General features: G+C 70.8%; 13 protein-coding genes. 3 read left to right on the top strand and 10 right to left on the bottom strand.

The window, feature by feature from the left end:
- The 8 genes from I6A60_RS21960 to I6A60_RS21925 form a co-directional block, all read right to left on the bottom strand.
- The coding region (locus tag I6A60_RS21960; protein WP_203055677.1) for a DUF2397 family protein at window positions 1–396 on the bottom strand (396 nt) is incomplete at its 3' end.
- A 500-nt stretch (window positions 397–896) separates the two neighbouring features.
- Window positions 897–2,039, bottom strand: coding sequence for a hypothetical protein (locus tag I6A60_RS21955; protein WP_203014337.1), 1,143 nt, complete (start codon window positions 2,037–2,039; stop codon window positions 897–899).
- Window positions 2,040–2,290: 251 nt separating this feature from the next.
- Entirely contained in the window at window positions 2,291–3,967 is a 1,677-nt protein-coding gene (locus tag I6A60_RS21950; protein ID WP_203014347.1) for a CocE/NonD family hydrolase, read from the bottom strand.
- 149 nt (window positions 3,968–4,116) lie between these two features.
- Window positions 4,117–5,697: a cell wall metabolism sensor histidine kinase WalK gene (locus tag I6A60_RS21945; RefSeq protein ID WP_203014350.1), complete on the bottom strand. Its 1,581-nt coding sequence runs from the start codon at window positions 5,695–5,697 to the stop codon at window positions 4,117–4,119.
- A gap of 15 nt (window positions 5,698–5,712) precedes the next feature.
- Entirely contained in the window at window positions 5,713–6,465 is a 753-nt protein-coding gene (locus I6A60_RS21940) for a response regulator transcription factor (RefSeq protein ID WP_203014353.1), read from the bottom strand.
- Window positions 6,465–7,319, bottom strand: coding sequence for an FAD:protein FMN transferase (locus I6A60_RS21935; protein ID WP_203014381.1), 855 nt, complete (start codon window positions 7,317–7,319; stop codon window positions 6,465–6,467). Before I6A60_RS21935 ends, I6A60_RS21940 begins: the two co-directional genes overlap by 1 nt.
- 71 nt (window positions 7,320–7,390) lie before the next feature.
- Window positions 7,391–7,708 (bottom strand): FMN-binding protein, encoded by a 318-nt coding sequence (locus I6A60_RS41910; RefSeq protein ID WP_238435944.1) that lies wholly within the window; start codon window positions 7,706–7,708, stop codon window positions 7,391–7,393.
- Window positions 7,709–8,099: 391 nt separating this feature from the next.
- Window positions 8,100–9,542: a ferric reductase-like transmembrane domain-containing protein gene (locus I6A60_RS21925; protein ID WP_203014359.1), complete on the bottom strand. Its 1,443-nt coding sequence runs from the start codon at window positions 9,540–9,542 to the stop codon at window positions 8,100–8,102.
- 416 nt (window positions 9,543–9,958) lie between these two features.
- On the opposite strand from I6A60_RS21925, the gene I6A60_RS21920 reads away from it, so the two are divergent.
- From I6A60_RS21920 to I6A60_RS21910, 3 genes are all read left to right on the top strand, one after another.
- Window positions 9,959–10,942, top strand: coding sequence for a universal stress protein (locus I6A60_RS21920; protein WP_203014362.1), 984 nt, complete (start codon window positions 9,959–9,961; stop codon window positions 10,940–10,942).
- Window positions 10,943–11,096: 154 nt separating this feature from the next.
- Window positions 11,097–12,335 carry an acetyl-CoA hydrolase/transferase family protein gene (locus I6A60_RS21915; protein ID WP_203055676.1) on the top strand — a complete coding sequence of 413 codons (1,239 nt, stop codon included), beginning with the start codon at window positions 11,097–11,099 and terminating at the stop codon, window positions 12,333–12,335.
- Window positions 12,336–12,564: 229 nt separating this feature from the next.
- Window positions 12,565–14,145 carry a serine/threonine-protein kinase gene (locus I6A60_RS21910; protein WP_203014368.1) on the top strand — a complete coding sequence of 527 codons (1,581 nt, stop codon included), beginning with the start codon at window positions 12,565–12,567 and terminating at the stop codon, window positions 14,143–14,145.
- A 168-nt stretch (window positions 14,146–14,313) separates the two neighbouring features.
- Here I6A60_RS21910 and I6A60_RS21905 read toward each other — a convergent pair whose 3' ends face one another.
- Together I6A60_RS21905 and I6A60_RS21900 are read right to left on the bottom strand one after the other, a co-directional pair.
- Window positions 14,314–15,531 carry a CaiB/BaiF CoA-transferase family protein gene (locus tag I6A60_RS21905; RefSeq protein ID WP_203014370.1) on the bottom strand — a complete coding sequence of 406 codons (1,218 nt, stop codon included), beginning with the start codon at window positions 15,529–15,531 and terminating at the stop codon, window positions 14,314–14,316.
- Window positions 15,528–16,724, bottom strand: a complete 1,197-nt coding sequence (locus tag I6A60_RS21900) for a cytochrome P450 (RefSeq protein WP_203014372.1) — start codon at window positions 16,722–16,724, stop codon at window positions 15,528–15,530. Before I6A60_RS21900 ends, I6A60_RS21905 begins: the two co-directional genes overlap by 4 nt.
- Window positions 16,725–16,728 lie beyond the last annotated feature (4 nt).

Raw genomic sequence — 16,728 nt, 5'->3', positions numbered from 1 at the left:
CTGCGCAAGGCCCTGGCCGGGAAGGAGCGGCTCGAGTTCTCCGGGTCGATCTACCAGGTTCCCTACACCGGCCCCGGGGGCCCCCCCCCCGGGGGCCCCCCGGGCCCCCCCCCCCCCGCCCCCCCCCCCCCCACGCAGGTTGCCCCACTCGGCGAGCTGGTCGAGCACACCCGGCATCGACTCGGCCGAGACGGCGCCCTGGACGTCCGCGCTGACGTCCTCGGGGCGCAGATGGACGATGAAGCGGTCGCGCGCACGGACGAAGGCGGTCAGCACGTCCCGATACAACGTGGCGTTGGGCGCGCTGAGATGCGCGAACGGCGCGGGCTCGGAGGACGGGTTCTGCGCGCCAGGGCCACCGGCAACCCGCCCACCAGGTTCGTCCTGGTCGACCATGGGACCAGTATCCCGACAACGTCCGACACTCGGTGGGCAGACCAGTCATCAGCCGGTCACCGCCTGCTGGGTGCGCGGGCGGCGCGCGGTCAACCCGTCACGTGGCGCGCGGTCGCTGACCGCGCGACGTCAAAGCCGGTTGAGGCGCTGACCCAGGTGCTGACAGCCGACCACACGTCCGCCATCGGGGCCGCCGTGGCGGCCTGACTGCGACGAGGCGAACGCGCCGACGCCCGGCCTCTCGAACCGACACCCGCACTGACGGCGCCCGCCCACCCCGGCTGCCCGGCCCGGCGGACCGTTCGTGCGGACGCACCGACCAGCCAGCCGGGCTGATCCGCTCGCGCGAGAACCTGCGCGTCCCGGGCCGCGGCCCCGGACGGCTACGCCGCGGCGGCGTAGCCGTCCGGGTGGTTATGTCCTCGCGGACAGCGACGGTGCCCCGGAGGTCGTCCTGGTCGCGGCCGGATCACGGTTCCCGGCGGTGCGTCGGAGTCGCGTTATCCGGGTGGGAACACGTTGGGGCCGAGTGCGAGCCAGTCTGTCCACTGGCCTGGCCGGTTGGGGTCGGGGAAGAATTTGGTCCAGACCTGGCTGCCGTGGTTGCCTGCGTGATCGTCGGCGGTGGGTAGTCCCATGACGTAGAGGCTTGTTTCGCCGGGGCCTGTGCTTAGTGCGGTGACGGTGGAGCTGGGTGGGAAGACGTTGGGTCCGAGTGCGAACCAGTCTGTCCACTGGCCTGGCCGGTTGGGGTCGGGGAAGAATTTGGTCCAGACCTGGCTGCCGTGGTTGCCTGCGCCGTCGTCGGCGGTGGGTAGTCCCGTCACATAGAGGCTCGTTTCGCCAGGACCCGTGCTCAACGCGGTAGCCGTCGAGCGCAGCGCCCTCAGCGGAAATGGGTTGTCGAGATTCCCGCCGGTGATGGTCGAGGTACCGGGGAAGTAGGTGTCGATCAGGTTCTTGAAAGCCGGAAAAGGATCAGCCGTGTCGCCGGTGAGGTTCCGGTAGACCCCACCGAGGGTCGGAGCCCCGGCCGCGACGATGGCCTCGACGGTGAAGCCGAGCTGGGAGAAGAGATAGTAGATGAAAAGCAGGCTGCAACCGGTCACCTCGTCGGGTCCGTCGTCCGAGCCGCTGATGTGGTTCACAAAATCGGCGCGGGCGCCTGCCAGCCACACATTGCTGTTGCTGTAGCCATCCGGCGTATCTCCGAGGCTGTTGGTGGCCAGGAACTGGGCGGCGAGGAAGCGGGAGAGCCCCTCGCCTTCACTCCCTTCGGTGTCTGACCCGAACCAGCCCCGCTGTTGAGCTCGCATGAACTGCTCGACCATCTCCGATACCAGAAGGTAACGGATCAGCGTGGAGTCACCCCCGCCGGGTTTTATGGTGATGGTAAGATCCTTGCCGGAGAGGCTCCAGCCCGCGCCGCCGTCGTTCTGGGTGACGTTGACCGGTATCGGTGTGATGACGTCGAGCTCGATGTCGCGGAACCACTTGCTCAGCTGGTCGAAGTCGCGTTCGCAGGCGTCCACGACCTCCTTCGTCCGTGCCGGTTCGAGCCCGCCCTGGAGCGAATCGTCGTACTGAAACCGATAGTGGATGGTCTGGCCGCTGTTCGGCAGATCCTTCGAGGTTAGTGTCATTTATTCCACTTCTTTCGAAGACAGAAACGGCCCGCCCTGAAGGGGGCAGGTCGCCTCTCGGCGCCAAGGGAATGGACACCTTGGTTGGGGTGTCTAAGGCCGTATTGCTGGCCCGGTAGACAACTATCACGCCGGTCTGCCAGGCGGGCGCGTCACCGCCGAACGCGGGCCGGAGTCGTTTTTCTGACAGGCAAGGCGTATCCGAGACCAGCGGTCGTCATCAGGCGTTGGGCGTCCGCGCCTGACGATGGTCAGGCGCTGGGGACCGGGAGGACGAGCCGGGAGCCGCCGAGCTGGACGACGCGCGGTGACGGTCGAAGGGCGATGCTCGTGGCCGGGTCGGCTTCGGTGCCGAGATTGCGTTCCCAATGTGGGAAGGACCCACCCGCGACGAGAAGTCGAATGCGGCTGCCCGCGGCGAACCGATGGTCCATCGGGTCGAGCGTCACGCGAACCGTTCCGGTCGTCTCGCCGGGGGAGAGCCGGACGAACCCGTCGCTGACGTTGCGCGAGCGGCCCTTGCGGTCGACCTCGCTCACCCGGACGAACAGGTCCGCGTGCGGATTGTCGCAGGCGTGCGTCAGCTCGACGACCGGAAGGCCCGCCACCGCCAGCGGCTCGGTCAGGGCGGGACCGGTGAAGGTGAGCACGTCGGCGCGCCGGCCGAGCTCGGTGTCGTCCTGGTAGCCGGCGGAGCGAGGCGAGCTGCCCCGGCCGCCGCGGGTCGGCGTCGGGTCCGCCGGATCGTAGGTGAACGACGCCGTGGCGCCGTCGCCGGCCGCGTGGCTGCCGAGGCTCCCGTCGGGCTGGGGGTACAGGACGTGGTCCCGCGCGGGCGGCGGCCAGGCGGGCAGGTCGCGCCACTGCCCGCTTCCGGTGGTGACGACGTGTACCGGCTGCGGCCGGCCGCGCGGGGCGTCCTTGGCGAGGTGCTCGGCCAGCCAGTCGAGGGACTCGGGCTGCACGATCCGGGAGCCGCGGGTCGCGATCCCGAGGTGCGTCCACGGCCCGACGGTGAGCGCGACGTCGAGGCCCCGGCGACGCAGATGCTCGTACTGCTCGATGGTCTGCTGGAGGAACATGTCCTGCCAGCCGGTCTGCAGCAGCACGGGTACCTGGACGCGGTCGAGGGCGGCGGACAGCCGCATCGGAGCCCAGAACGGGTCGTCCAGGTCGCGGCGGGCCGCCCAGTCCTGGAACCAGGGCGCACGTCCGTCGCAGATCTCGTCCGAGCAGCTCGCCACCGGGAGCCGAGCCACCGCCTCGGTCGCCCGCCGGTCCGCCGTCGCCCGCCGTCGCAGCGACGTGACGTAGCCCTTCTCCTCCTGGTGCGCGACGCTGTCGCTCCAGCTCAGGAAGTCGAACAGGGTGAAGGCGCCGCCCAGGTACGCCACCCGGCTGAAGTCGTGCGGCGCGACCTGGATCAGGGCGGCCGCGAGCTCCGGGGGCGGGTCCATGAGCAGCGCCCACTGGGTGAAGCCGAGGTAGGAGCCGCCCGCGGTCGCGAACCGGCCGCCGAACCAGGGCTGCTCCCGCAGCCAGGCGACCGTGTCGGCCGCGTCGTCGATCTCCGTGATCATCGGGTCGAACGTGCCGCCGGACCCGAACGTGCCCCGGCAGCGGACCAGCAGCACGTCGAAGCCGCGCGACGCGTAGAGCCCACCGGTCAGGGCGGTCACCACGGCGCCGAAGCCATACGGGCCACGGACGAGGACGGTGCCGCGGCTCGTGCCGACGGGCGCGAGGTGGTCGGCCAGCAGCACGACACCGTCCCGCATCGGGATTCGCAGTTCGCTGGTGACGCGGTAGTCGGTCGTGACCGCTTGTGGCCCCTTTAATCGGCCGTGGGTCAGGCTGTCGAGGAGCCGCTGGCCTCGGGAGCGGCGCCGGGACTGCGCGGCCGTGGCCGCGGGCCTGGTCTTCGGCATGGCGGGCTCCTCAGGCGTGCCGTCCGCGACGGACCAGAGAGGTCCGGGCGTCCGCGGAGCCTAGAAGCGATCAGCTTCGATCGGGAAGAGCTGAATTCCGCTGAGTGAAATCCCGGCCGCGACCCAGCAGCGCCAGGGAACGTGGCCGGTCAGCCGCGTGGGACGGTCAGGCGGAAGGTCGCGCCCCCGCCGGGCGTCGGTTCGTGGGCCACGCTGCCGCCATGGGCGGCGGCGACGGCGGCGACGATGGACAGGCCCAGCCCGGAGCCACCGGCATCGCGGGATCGCCCCGCGTCGGCCCGGTAGAAGCGTTCGAAGACGTGGTCCGCGGCCTCCTGCGGGATTCCGGGGCCATGATCGATGACCGCGATGACGACCTCGCCGAGACCGGCGGTCGACGCGTCCGGATGGTTGCCGCCCGCTGCCGTCGGTCCGGGGTCCGCGGCGGTGGCGGTCTGGTCCGCCGACGTGGTCCTCACGGGCTGCCGGGCAGGCTCGACGGTGATGATCGCTACGGAGACGGGCGTGTCCGCCGGCGTGTGCACGAGCGCGTTGCGGACGAGGTTGCCGATCGCCTGGCGCAGCCCACTCCGATCGCCCGTGATCTCCAGGAACGGTGGGATGTCCACCAGGACAGAGCGGTTCGGGGCGACCGCCCGGGCGTCAGTGACGACATCGCGAACCATCGCCGCGAGGTCGACGGGCTCCCGTTCGGTCGCCGGCCCCTGGTCCAGCCGCGCCAGCAGCAGCAGATCGTCGACCAGTTCGGACATGCGCGCGGACTCGCCCTCGATGCGGCGCATCACCATGGCCAGATCCTCGGGCCGGTTGGCGGCGCCACGGTGGAACATCTCGGCGTAGCCGCGGATCGAGGTCAGCGGGGTGCGCAGCTCATGGCTGGCGTCCGCGACGAAGCGGCGCAGGTGCTGCTCGGAGGCCTCCCGCGCCCGGAAGGCGGCCTCGATCTGGCTGAGCATCGCGTTGAAGGCCAGGCCCAGCCGCCCGACCTCGGTGCGCCGGTTCGTATCGGTGACCCGCTTCGTCAGGTCGCCCCAGGCGATCTCGTCCGCTGTCTGCTCGATACGAGTGAGCGGTCGCAGCCCCAGCCTGATGATGACGTAGGCCACTGCCGCCAGGGCCGCCATGATGACGGAGCTCGCGATGATCTCGATTCTGGCGACCCGATCCAGCGTGGCGTCCATCTCCGTGAAGGGGACCGCGACGACAAGCACGTCTCCGCTGGTGAAGCGTTCGGCCAGCACCCGGAAGCGGTCGTCCTGGCCGTCGGCCGCCGGAACGGTCCACAGCGCGACGGTCGCCAGATTCGGGTGAACCTCGGCGGTGGCGAGCTGACCCGCCGTGACGAGCGGCCGCTCGGTCGGCGTGTGTTCACCGCCCGGTCCAGGGCTGGATTCAAGCAGCCGGTGTCCTGCGTGGTCATACAGCGCGCCGTAGGTCCCCACGAGGTAGGAGCTACCGAACCGCGGGTTCTGGTCGTCGGCGTCCGAATGACCATTCGAGCTGGTGCCGCGGCTGGGACCGTCATTGTCGCCGTACGGCGTACCGCGCAGCAGCGTCTGTTCCATCACCGGATGGGCGTCGCGCACCTGCTGGTCCAGCCGGCCCATCAGGTACGACCTCAGCGCGTCGTGCGTGCCGACGGCTCCCAGGGACAGGCCAACCGCGAGCAGCCCGATCAGGGCCAGGAGCAGGCGAGCACGCAGCGACACGACGGTTGTCCCAGCTCAGCGCGGCAGGCGGAGCACGTAGCCGACCCCGCGCACGGTGTGGATCAACGGCGGGTCGACGTTGTCGGTCTTGCGGCGTAGATAGCTGATGTAGGTCTCCAGGACGCCGCCGTCGCCGCCGAAGTCGTGGCCCCAGACGTGGTCGAGGAGCTGGGCCCGGGTCAGCACGGTGCGTGCATTGGTCATCAGGTAATGGAGCAGGCGGTATTCGGTGACGGTCAGCTCGATCATCCGTCCCGCTCGACGGACCTCCCGCGTTCGTGGGTCGAGCTCCAGGTCGGCGAAACGCAGCGGAGCCGGACCTTCGTCGCAGACCGCCCCGGTTCCGGTCCGCCGAAGGATGGCACGGACCCGCGCGACCAGCTCGGACACGGCGAACGGCTTGGTCACGTAGTCGTCGCCACCGAGCGTCAGACCCCGGACCTTGTCCTGGGTGGTGTCACGAGCGGTGAGAAACAACGTCGGAACGTCATGGCCGGCACTCCGCAGCCGCTCGCAGACCGCGAAGCCGTCAATGTCGGCGAGCATGACGTCGAGTACCAGAAGGTCCGGCGGAGCGAGCGCGACCTTGGTCAACGCGGCCTGGCCCGACTGCACGGTGTCCACCTTGAATCCCTCATATCGAAGGGCCATCGCGACAAGATCGGTGATGGCCTCCTCGTCGTCGACGACCAGAACCCGTGCTCGCTCGTCCGCCGCGTCCCCCGGCGAAGCCGGAGTGGTCGGCGAAATGTCCGTCACCCGCGCCATCACCTGCCCAGTGTCGCTCCCGCACCTGACGACGGGCGGTGCTCAGCGGGGGCCTCGGCGAAGCTGGCCACGACGAGGCCGTCCGCGTGCCGCCTGAAGCCGGCCGAGTAGGTCAGCTTCCCCGAGTCCTCGACGGCAAGCCACTCCCATCCGTCGCGGGCAAGGTCCCTGAGCAGGCCCGTCGCGTCCCTCCCCGCGGCGACGGCCGCGGTGGCGTAGGCGTCGGCCACAGCCAGGTCCGGCCCCACGACGGTGACCGAGGCGAGACCCGAAGCGGCCGCGCCGGTGCGCGGGTTCACGATGTGATCTCCCTGCTCCGCGGTGCCGGACGTGGCGACGGCCAGCTCCGTTCCTTCGACGACGGCCACGAACCGCCCGCGGTGGAGGGGGTCCGCGATGCCGACTCGCCACGGTCTCCTCGGGCCCGGCCGCCCCCGGACCCGGAGGTCGCCCGCCGCGTTGACGCAGTGGGTCGTCAGGCCGGCAGCCGTCAGCGCGGCTGACGCCGTGTCCGCGGCCCAGCCCTTGACGAGGCCCGTCGGATCGAGCGTGCCGTCGGCGCGCCACCCAGGGTCGAAGTAGCCGCTGGTCCGGTCCCGGCAGGTGGCAGCGAGCCGAAACACCTCCTGGACCTGCCTCGGGCAGTCGTCGAGGCTGATCTCGTCGCGCCGAAGCCTCGACACCCAGGACGTCGGCTTGAAGGTGCTGAAGTCCTCGTCCGCCCGGTGCAGCGCGCCGACCGCGGCCGCCATGGCCACGTCCACGGCGGCCGGCCCTCGCACCCGTGCCCAGGTCCGGCCCGAGGACGCCGGCCCCACCGGGAAGCGGACGTCGATGCTGACGAGCGTCCCCATCACGGGCTCGGCTCGGACCAGGCCCAGCCGCTCCTCGTCGACGGGCCCCGCTGTCGGGTGGCCGCTCACGGCTAGAGCCCGGCCTTGTCGATGGCGGACTGCACCGACCACGCGTACCCGCTGCTGGTGAAGGAGGCACCGGACACGGCGTCGATCTTGGCGCTCTGCGCGGAGAGCACCTCCTGGCGCAGGATCGGCACCGCCTGGTCGTTGATCTCGATGTCGCGCCTTTCCCGGTTCGGCACCTGTAGGGCGATGACATCGGTGATGGTCCGCCCGGAGAGCACCAGCTCGACCTGCACCGCTCCATATCGGGTGTCCTCCACGTCTCCGACGACCGTCCGCTTGCCGGCCGATCCCGAGGAGCCCGCGCCGGACGACGCGCTCATCGTGGCCGACCCTGCTGCGGGCGTGGCGGTGCTGGCGGACGTGGACGTCGGACCCGTGGTGGCCGCTGCGACGGGACTCGGGCTGCCGCTCGGCGCCGGTTGCCCCGCCCGCGTCGTGGCGGCCGGCATGGAGACCGCCGCGGCGCTCTGCTCGCCGTGCCCTGCCGCGGCCTTTCCCGCCACGACCACGACGACGGCACCCAGCAGACTGGCAAGACCAAGGCGAGCCCGGTGGGCCTTCCCGGCGTTGAGGTTCATACGAGGTCGCGGCGTCAGGTCCGGCCATTGGTGGCCGGCATGAGGCGCCGCTCACCTCCTTCCGACAGATGAAGAAGATCGATCCGACCAGCCGACAGCGACGGGCACGAACGAGATTCCAGGAGGGCGGTTGTCACCGAAGGGAGAAGTCCTCCGTGTGGATCTGCTCGTCCGGCAGGCCGAGAAGCCGAAGCGAGCGGACCAGTCCCCGGGTCAGACCGGCCGGGCCGCAGATGAAGACGTCCCGTTCGATGACGTCGGGCACCGACGCCTCGACCAGATCGGCGGCAAGAGGGTCGTAGCCGAGGTCCTTCCGGGAGCCGACGACGCCGTGCACGAGCAGGCGTCGTTCCTGGGCCATCTTCCTGAGCTCGGGCCAGAGCGCGAGGTCCCGTACGTCACGCGCCCGGTGGACGACGATGACGTCGTCGCCACGGGCGGCGAGTTCCTCGGCGAGCGCCCGCACCGGCCCGATCCCGCTGCCGCCGGCGATGAGAAGCGCCTTGCCGCGAGTCGCCCGCTCGGCGGTGAAATGGCCGAACGGACCCTCGGCGACGACAAACGTGCCAGGGCGAAGCTGGGCGATCGAGGCGGAATGGTCGCCGGCAGCCTTGACCGTGATCCGTACCTGGCGCGCCCGCGGCGGGGCGGACAGGGAATACGGATGGGCCGTCAGCCAGTGGCCCGGCGCGAGGAACCGCCAGAGCAGGAACTGGCCCGACTGGACTCCCAGCCGGTCCAGGTGCCGCCCCCGAATCCAGACCGAGACGACGCCGGGCGCCTCCTCGACCACCCGCTCCACCCGCATCCCGTGGCGGGCGATCTTGGCGAGTGGCAGGGCGAGCCGCCAGATCACCAGGCAGGCCGCGACCGCGACGTACATGAGCTGCCACAGCGTGCGGTTCACCGGATGACCGACGAACTCCGCGCCGTTCGCCGTCTGGTGGCCATAAACCAACAGGACCGATGCGTACACCGTCAGGTGGAGCAGGTACCAGACCTCGTAGGAGACACGTGGGCGCAGGCGCCGGGCGCTGGCCACCCCGACGGCGACGAAGAGCAGGGTGCCGATCGTCGCCTTCCACATGTCCGGGTAGGTCGTGAGGACGGTGACCAGCTCGGAGACCGGCTGGTGATGGTCCGTCAGCCCGTAGCCCCAGACGATCAACAGCACGTGGCTGACCATCAGCACGACGATGTTCGTTCCCAGGCCCCGGTGCCAGCCGGCCAGCCGGTCCAGCCCGACGGCCCGTTCAAGAACTGGCACGCGCGCCATGAGCAGCAGCTCGACCAGCATCAGATAGGCCGCGAGCAGGCCGCAGACCCGGCCGAGGTCGGTCAGGATCGCGGCGCCGCCGTGCACGCTGCTCGCCGCGGTGCCCGTCCACCACAGCGCCACGACGACAAGCCCCCAGGCCACGAGTCCCGCCCGCACCGCGAGCCGCCCTCGCCAGCCCGCCGACCGCCGGGCAACCCAGACCGACGGCGCCCCGCCGGTCCCGCCCAGGGCTGGACGACCTTCCGGCCGTCGCGACGGCCTGGTCGCCGCCGCGGCGTCGACACGTTGGCTCGGCATCGTCGGTGAGGGCATCGTCGGCGAGGGCATCGTCGGCGACCGATCGGCCGACCGACCGCGGGTCGGCCCGGACGTCGTCGTTCTCCCGGAAGGCGTCATCGTCTCGTCCGGCGGGACCCGGCTGGCGCTCATGACACCGACGATGGCGGCGGAAGCTGGGAATTCCCTGGGAAGAATCTAGGAGAAGGCCGGGAGTCACCGCTCGCTCGGGCCGATCGGACCCCTGGTGGGCGGGACGAACGCTCCGTCACGGGTGGCCGGGTGACAGAGGTTCACCGACTGGCCGCGGTGGGACATTCATACCGAGTCGATCTCCGTTAGCTGTCGACGGCAGCCGCGATCGACGACGCCGCGTCCCCGCGTCGAGGCGACGACGAGAGAAACGGCGGATACCGGACGGACCTGGAGTGTGGGACATGGACAGCTCGGTGCGCATTCTCGTCGGGGTCGACGGATCTGCCGGCTCTGAGGCCGCGTTGCGGTGGGCGCTTCGGGAGGCGGGGCTGTGGGCCTCCGGCGCGGCAGGGAGCCCGGCGCCGACGGTGACGGCGCTGCTGGCCTGGAGCGGCGACGGCCTGCCCGCCGGAGTGCTGGACGCGGCGACGCGAGCTGACCGGGACGGGCTCGCCGAGGCAGCCGGGGAGATGCTGGAGCGCAGCATCAAGCGGGTTGACGCGCCGACGGCCGGGATCGAGCTGCGCCGGCTCGTCGTCCGGGGCGACCCGGTGCCGGCGGTGACGGCGGCGGCCCGGAACTATGACCTGCTGGTCGTCGGCGAACGCGGCCACGGCCCCGTCCACCGGCTGACCGCCGGCTCCGTCAGCCAGGGCATCGTGCACCACGCGCCGGTTCCCGTCGTCGTCGTCCGCTCCCGCGCCGCGGCCGTCGAGCCCGACGGCCGTCCGGTCGTCGTCGGTATCGACGGGTCGGATCTCTCGCTGGCCGCGCTGCGCTGGGCGGCACACGCCGCGGCGATCCGCGGCGTGCCACTGCGGGTGGTGAATGCCTGGGGTGGCTACGACCCGATGTACGCCGAGGTGCTCGTCGACGCGCAGGGCGCCCTGGCCCGCCAGGCGGCCGGCATCCTCGACCAGGCGGTCAAGCAGGGCCTGGCGGGGGCGCCGGACGTCACGGTCGACACCGTCGTCTCGCCCGACTCGGCGGTGCGCGCCCTGACCCGGGAGGCGCGCGAGGCCCAGCTACTCGTCGTGGGCACCCGAGGGCACGGCGGTTTCGCGCGGCTGTTGCTCGGCTCCGTGAGCCACCAGTGCGTCCTGCACGCGGCCAGCGACGTCGCCGTTGTGCGCCCCGAGAAGGTCCCCGTCCGTTCCGAAACCGACGAGCGCGTCGTGGCCGAGGGCATCGGGTCGCTCGCGGTGGTCGACGCCGGCACCCCCTGACTCCTCCGTCCCGCCGATGAGGCCAACCCGGCGTCGGCCTGTGGCGGATGTCCTCGAACACCTCATCGGCGGCGACCGCGGCACGACCTGCTGCGGTCGCAGCCCAAAGCACCCTCCGGGCGCGGACTTTCGCCCGTCGGTGACGATGACGGACATGCGCATGGTCGCCCATTCCGCCCTCGGTGCCGTCGTCGCCTCGTCTCTGGCAGGCAGGGCGGGCGGCCGGCTGCCGGTCGTGGTTGCCTCGGGCAACTGGGCGACTCCGACGGTCGCCCTGGGAGCAGTCGACGCCGTCGTGCCGTCCTACCGGCTGTTCGTGCTCAACGGTCAGCCGGGACTGCCAGCCCGGTCCGGGGTCATCCCGGTGACGCCGTTCGTAGGACCGGGCATGCGCGGCCAGCCGGACCTGGAATACGTGCCTGCCCGGCTGAGTCTGGTACCTCGGCTGCTGGCCGGGCCGTACCGGCCGGACGTGGTCGTCGTACACACCAGCCCGCCGGTCGAGGGGAAGGTGTCGCTCGGCACGGAGGTCAACATCCTGCCGGCCGCGATCGAAGCGGCACGCAGAGCCGGCGGGATAGTCGTCGCGCAGGTGAACGCCCGCATGCCCTACACCCTGGGTGACGGCGAGCTGCCGGTCGACGCGGTCGACGTCGCCATCGAGGTCGACCTTCCGCTGCCGAGCCCTCCGGCCGCGCGGCCGGACGCCACCACGAGCGCCCGCGGGGAACGCGTCGCCGGCCTCGTGCACGACGGTGCCACCGTGCAGTTGGGAATCGGCGCGGTTCCCAACGCCACGGCGGCGGCGCTGACCGGTCGCCGCGGCCTGCGAGTGTGGACCGAGACCTTCTCGGACGGCGTGCTCGGCCTGGAGCGGTCGGGCGCTCTGGCGGCAACGAGCAACCTCGTCACCAGCTTCGTCCTGGGCTCACAGGAGCTTTACAGCTGGCTACACCGCAACCCGCGCGTCCGGATGCTCCGCACGGAAACGGTCAACGATCCCGCCATGATCGCGCGGCAGCCCGGCATGACGTCGATCAACACCGCGTTGCAGGTCGACCTGCACGCCCAGGCCAACGCCTCCTACGTCCGCGGGCGTGTCTGGTCAGGCTTCGGAGGACAGCCGGACTTCGTCGCGGGATCGCTGCATGCTCCACGCGGATGCGCGGTGATCGCGCTGCCGAGCTGGCATGCGAAGTCGGACACGTCGACGGTGGTGCCCGCGCTGGCGGAACCTACTACGAGCTTTCAACACAGCTACGTCGTCAGCGAGCACGGGACAGCCCCGCTATGGGGAGCCAGCCACCGCCAGCAGGCCGAAGCGATTGTCAGCCACGTCGCCCACCCCAAGGCGCGGGCGGAGCTGGCTGGCGCGCTGGCCAGCGCGCCCTAGAGCCCGGCGGCACACACCACGGGACTCCAGTTGCCCCGTCGGGTCTCGCCATCGCCGGGTCGGTCAGTACCACCGGTGTAGTGGCCGAACGGGCGGAGTACCGCTGCCGTGGTAGCGGCAGTTGACGGCGTCAGGCGAATGCGGAGATCCACCCTTCGGAGGAGATTACGAGCGAAGCGGGACGCGCCGACGAACCGGGCGCTGACGAAGGTGGGGTGAGCGGCGCACGATGATCGCGGACAGCGATACGACCGGGCAGCGGGGGAGCCTGACGGGCGTGGGTTCGGCGACAGCTCCCTCGTTCACCGCGGGCGAGCCGCTGGCGCCGTATGAGCCGACCTCCGTCGGACCCTACGTCCTCCTCGGCAGGCTGGGCGCGGGCGGTATGGGCACGGTCTATTTCGCGCAGGGTCCCGGCGGCCGCCCGGTCGCGGTGAAGGTTATTCGGGCCGACCTCGCCAGCGACCAGGAGTTCCGGCGCCGGTTCCGGCAGGAGGTCGACGCGGCGCGCAGCGTCGCGCCCTTCTGCACGGCCGAGGTTCTCGACGCCGACCCGGAGGCCGCCGCGCCGTACATGGTGACCGAGTTCATCGCCGGCGAGCGGCTGGACGAGGCCGTCGCGAGCAGGGGAGCGCTCGGCTCGTCCACGCTTACCGGCCTTGCTATCGGGGTGGCGACCGCGTTGGTCGCCATCCACCGGGCCGGGCTGGTGCACCGGGATCTCAAGCCGGGCAATGTGATTCTCTCGCTGTCCGGTCCTCGGGTCATCGACTTCGGGATCGCTCAGGTGCTGGACGGTGCGTTCGCGCGGCCGACCGGCTGGGGATTCGGCTCGGCGGGCTGGATGGCGCCCGAGCAGCTGACCGGCCAGCCCATCGGGCCGGCGACCGACGTCTTCGCCTGGGGAATGCTCGTCGCCTACGCGGGCACCGGGCGCCACCCGTTCGGCGGTGAGACCGACCCCGATCTCGCGCACCGGATCACCGGTCTCGACGCGGATCTGGTGGGGCTTCCCCGCGAGCTGGCGGACCTCGTTCGCGCTGCTCTGTCGAAGGATCCGGCGAGCCGCCCGGCGGCGCGGGAGCTGCTGCTGGACCTGGTCGAACGCCAGCCGGGCGCCGGGAGGACCGCGCCGGTCGCCCAGGCGCTCGGTCTTGCCGAGAGCCCGCCGAGCCCGCCACCGACTCTGCCGACTCCGCCGTCGACGAAGGCCGTTCGACGGAGGTTCGGCGGACCCAGATCCTGGCGGCCCGCTGTACTCGCCGTGGGTCTGCTGCTGGCCGCACTCCTGACGATCTGGTCGGTGACGGCGTTGCGCGGCGAGGCGCCGCCGCCAGCGGCAACCGGCGCTTCGACGCCCGCCGTGTCTACCGACGCGTCGACGTCGACCGCGTCACCGACCCGCAGTGCCGCTCCGAGCGTCTCGCCGACCGCGGGCGGTTTTCGGGACGGGTCGCTGCGGTTTGTGGTCGACGACGTCGAGTGCGGCGTCGAACAACTCGGACCAGGCTTTCTGGCCCTGCGCCCGGGCGGCCAGTTCTGCCTCGTGACCATGACGGTCCGCAACACGGGCTCGACGGCGCGCCAGCTGGAGAGCACCAGCCAGTACGCCTACGACTCGGCGGGCGGTCTCCACTCGGCCGACTACCTCGCCCGTTTCTACCTGATCGACGACACGATCTGGCAGCAGGTGGGCCCTGGCTCATCGGTCCACGGCCGCCTGGTCTTCGACATCCCGACGGGAAGGACGCTGAAGAACCTCCAGCTGCACGACAGCGCGAGCAGCGGCGGCGTCTCGATACCGCTGTGACATCGGCCTGAAACCGACCTCCGGGGCCTGATCGAGCGCAGCCTCCGGCCGCCTGCCCGTTCCGAACCTCGCCCATGATCGCCGTTTTGGCCCTCGAATGGTCGCGAGAAGGCCCGATTCACGACCACGTGAGGGCCAAAACAGCGATCACTCCGCCGGGCGGTTCCGTCAGGCGACGACCCCGCGCACCTTCAGGTCCACGATGGCGTCCCAGTCCAGGCCGAGGCCGGTGAGGATCTCCTCGCCGTGCTCGTTGAACTCCGGTGCGCGGCGCGGGACCGCCGGCTGGCTGTCGTACTGCACGGGCACGGCCACAAGATGGAACGGCGTGCCGTCCGCGGCCTGGCATTCCTGCAGGTAGCCGTTCGCGACGGTCTGCGGATCCTCGGCCGCCTCCAGCGTGTGCTGGACGGCCGCCCATTGGCCGGTGAACGGCTCCAGGCGCTGGCGCCACTGGTCGAGGGTCGCCTCTGCGAAGACCTGCTCGAGAATCGCGACGGCCTCGGTCGTGTGGGTGATCAGTGCCTCGTGGCTGGCGAAGCGCGGGTCGGCCGTGAGCTCGGGCCTGCCGATGATCTCGCAGAGCGGCGCCCAGTACGCGCCGGCCTGCAGGCAGGTGAGCATGAGCTGGCGGCCGTCCTGGGTCTCGTACGTCCGGACCAGCGGATTGTTGGTGATCTGGTCCGCGGGTGGCACCGTCCACGGTGTCTTCATCAGCAGCGACAGCGCGATGGCCTGGCCCATCGCCCACAGCCCGGTCCCGAGCAGGGAGATGTCGACGGTCGTCGGCTCGCCGGTGCGTTCCCGGTGGAAAAGCGCCCCCATGATGCCGCCGGCGATGGTCATACCGCCGAGCGAGTCGCCGTAGCCGGGGCCGGGCGGGTTCGGCACGAGGTCGTACTCGGGCCGCCTGACACCCAGGGCGGTGCCGGAGCGGGCCCAGAACGCGAGCGAGTCGTAGGACCCCTTGTCGGCGTCCGGCCCGCGTTCTCCCTGCCCCGTCCCGGAGACATAGATGATTTTCGGGTTGGCCTTCCGGATCTGGTCGACGTCGAAGCGGAGCTTCGCGCGGACCCGGGGCAGCTTGTTGGTCAGGAACACGTCCGAGGCCGCTGCCAGCTTGTAGAGGATCTCCTGGCCGTCGGCCGATGTCAGGTCGAGGCCCAGGCTGCGCTTTCCACGGTTGGAGTGTTCGAGCAGCGCGTGGACGGAGCCCGTGGTCGCCATCATCCCGGTGGACGCCAGGCCGCGCATCGCGTCACCGCGTTCTACGTGCTCGATCTTGATCACGTCCGCGCCGAGGTCGGCGAGCACGGCGGACGCGGCCGGGACGAAGGTGTGCTCGGCGACCTCGAGAATGCGGACACCGTGCAGGATCGCGGTCATTTGCTCACCGTGGCCGGCAGGCGGTCCCAGCCGCGGGTGGTCGAGGTGTGGGCGAGTTTCGCGTGGGCCCAGTCGATCTCCCAGTCGGTCCACCGCTTCAGGATCTCGTCGAGCGCCACCCGGCCCTCCAGCCGGGCGAGCGCCGCACCGAGGCAGAAATGGATGCCATAGCCGAAGCTCAGGTGACGGTCGATCCTGCGGTGGATGTCGAACCGGTCGGCGTCGGGGAAGTGCCGGTCGTCGCGGTTCGCGGACGCGTTGAGAAGGGTCATGACGCTGCCGGCCGGAACGGTCTCGCCGTAGAGCTCGACGTCGCGCGCCACGTACCGGGCCTGGATCGGCGAGGGCGCCTCGTACCGCAGGATCTCCTCGACGGCGTTCGGGACCAGCGACCGGTCCGCCGCGAGCTCCCGGCGCTGGTCCGGGTGCTCGGCGAGCAGCTTGCCGGTCCAGCCGATCAGGCGAGTGGTCGTCTCGTTCCCCGCGCCGGAAAGCAGCGTGACGTAGGTGAGGACCTCCTCGCGGGACAGCCTTCGCACGGTCCCGGTCTCGTCGGTGAACTCGGCGGCGAGCAGTTCGGTCATCAGGTCGTCGGACGGGTTGTTCGCGCGCCAGTCGATGTAGTCGGCGAACATCGAGCCGTCCATGAACCCGTCCTGGTAGAACTCCTCGGACGACTCCAGGTTCAGGCCCTTGTCGAGCTGGTCGCGGATGGCCTCCTGGTCGCTTTCCGGAATGCCGAGCAGGAAGCCGATGGTGCGCATCGGCATCTCGGCACCCAGCTGCCGGACGAAGTCCAGCTCACCGGACCCCACGAGGGGGTCCAGGCACCGCGCGGTGAACTCGCGGACCTTCGATTCCAGGGCGAGCATCTTCTTCGGCGTGAAGACGCGGGCGAGCAGCGCGCGGTGCAGGTCGTGGCGCGGCGGGTCCTCGAAGAGGATGACGCCCGGGGGAACCTCGATGTTGGCCTTGATGATCTCAAGGACGGAACCCCTGCCGGACTGGTACGTCTCCCAGTCGGTAAGAGCCGGCGAGACGTCCTCATAGCGGCTCAGGGCGAAGAACTCGTGCCGCTCGTTGTAGTACAGCGGCTTCTCGTCCCGTAACCGCCGCCAGACCGGGTAGGGGTCGCTGTCGATCTCGAAGTCGAACGGGTCGTAGTACACGTCGCTGTCGCTGGTGACTGTCACCGGA

The sequence above is a fragment of the Frankia sp. AgB1.9 genome (assembly GCF_016786355.1).
GTDB lineage: Bacteria > Actinomycetota > Actinomycetes > Frankiales > Frankiaceae > Pseudofrankia.
Note: the sequence above shows the minus strand (reverse complement) of the source record. Positions and strands in the feature narration are given on the sequence as shown.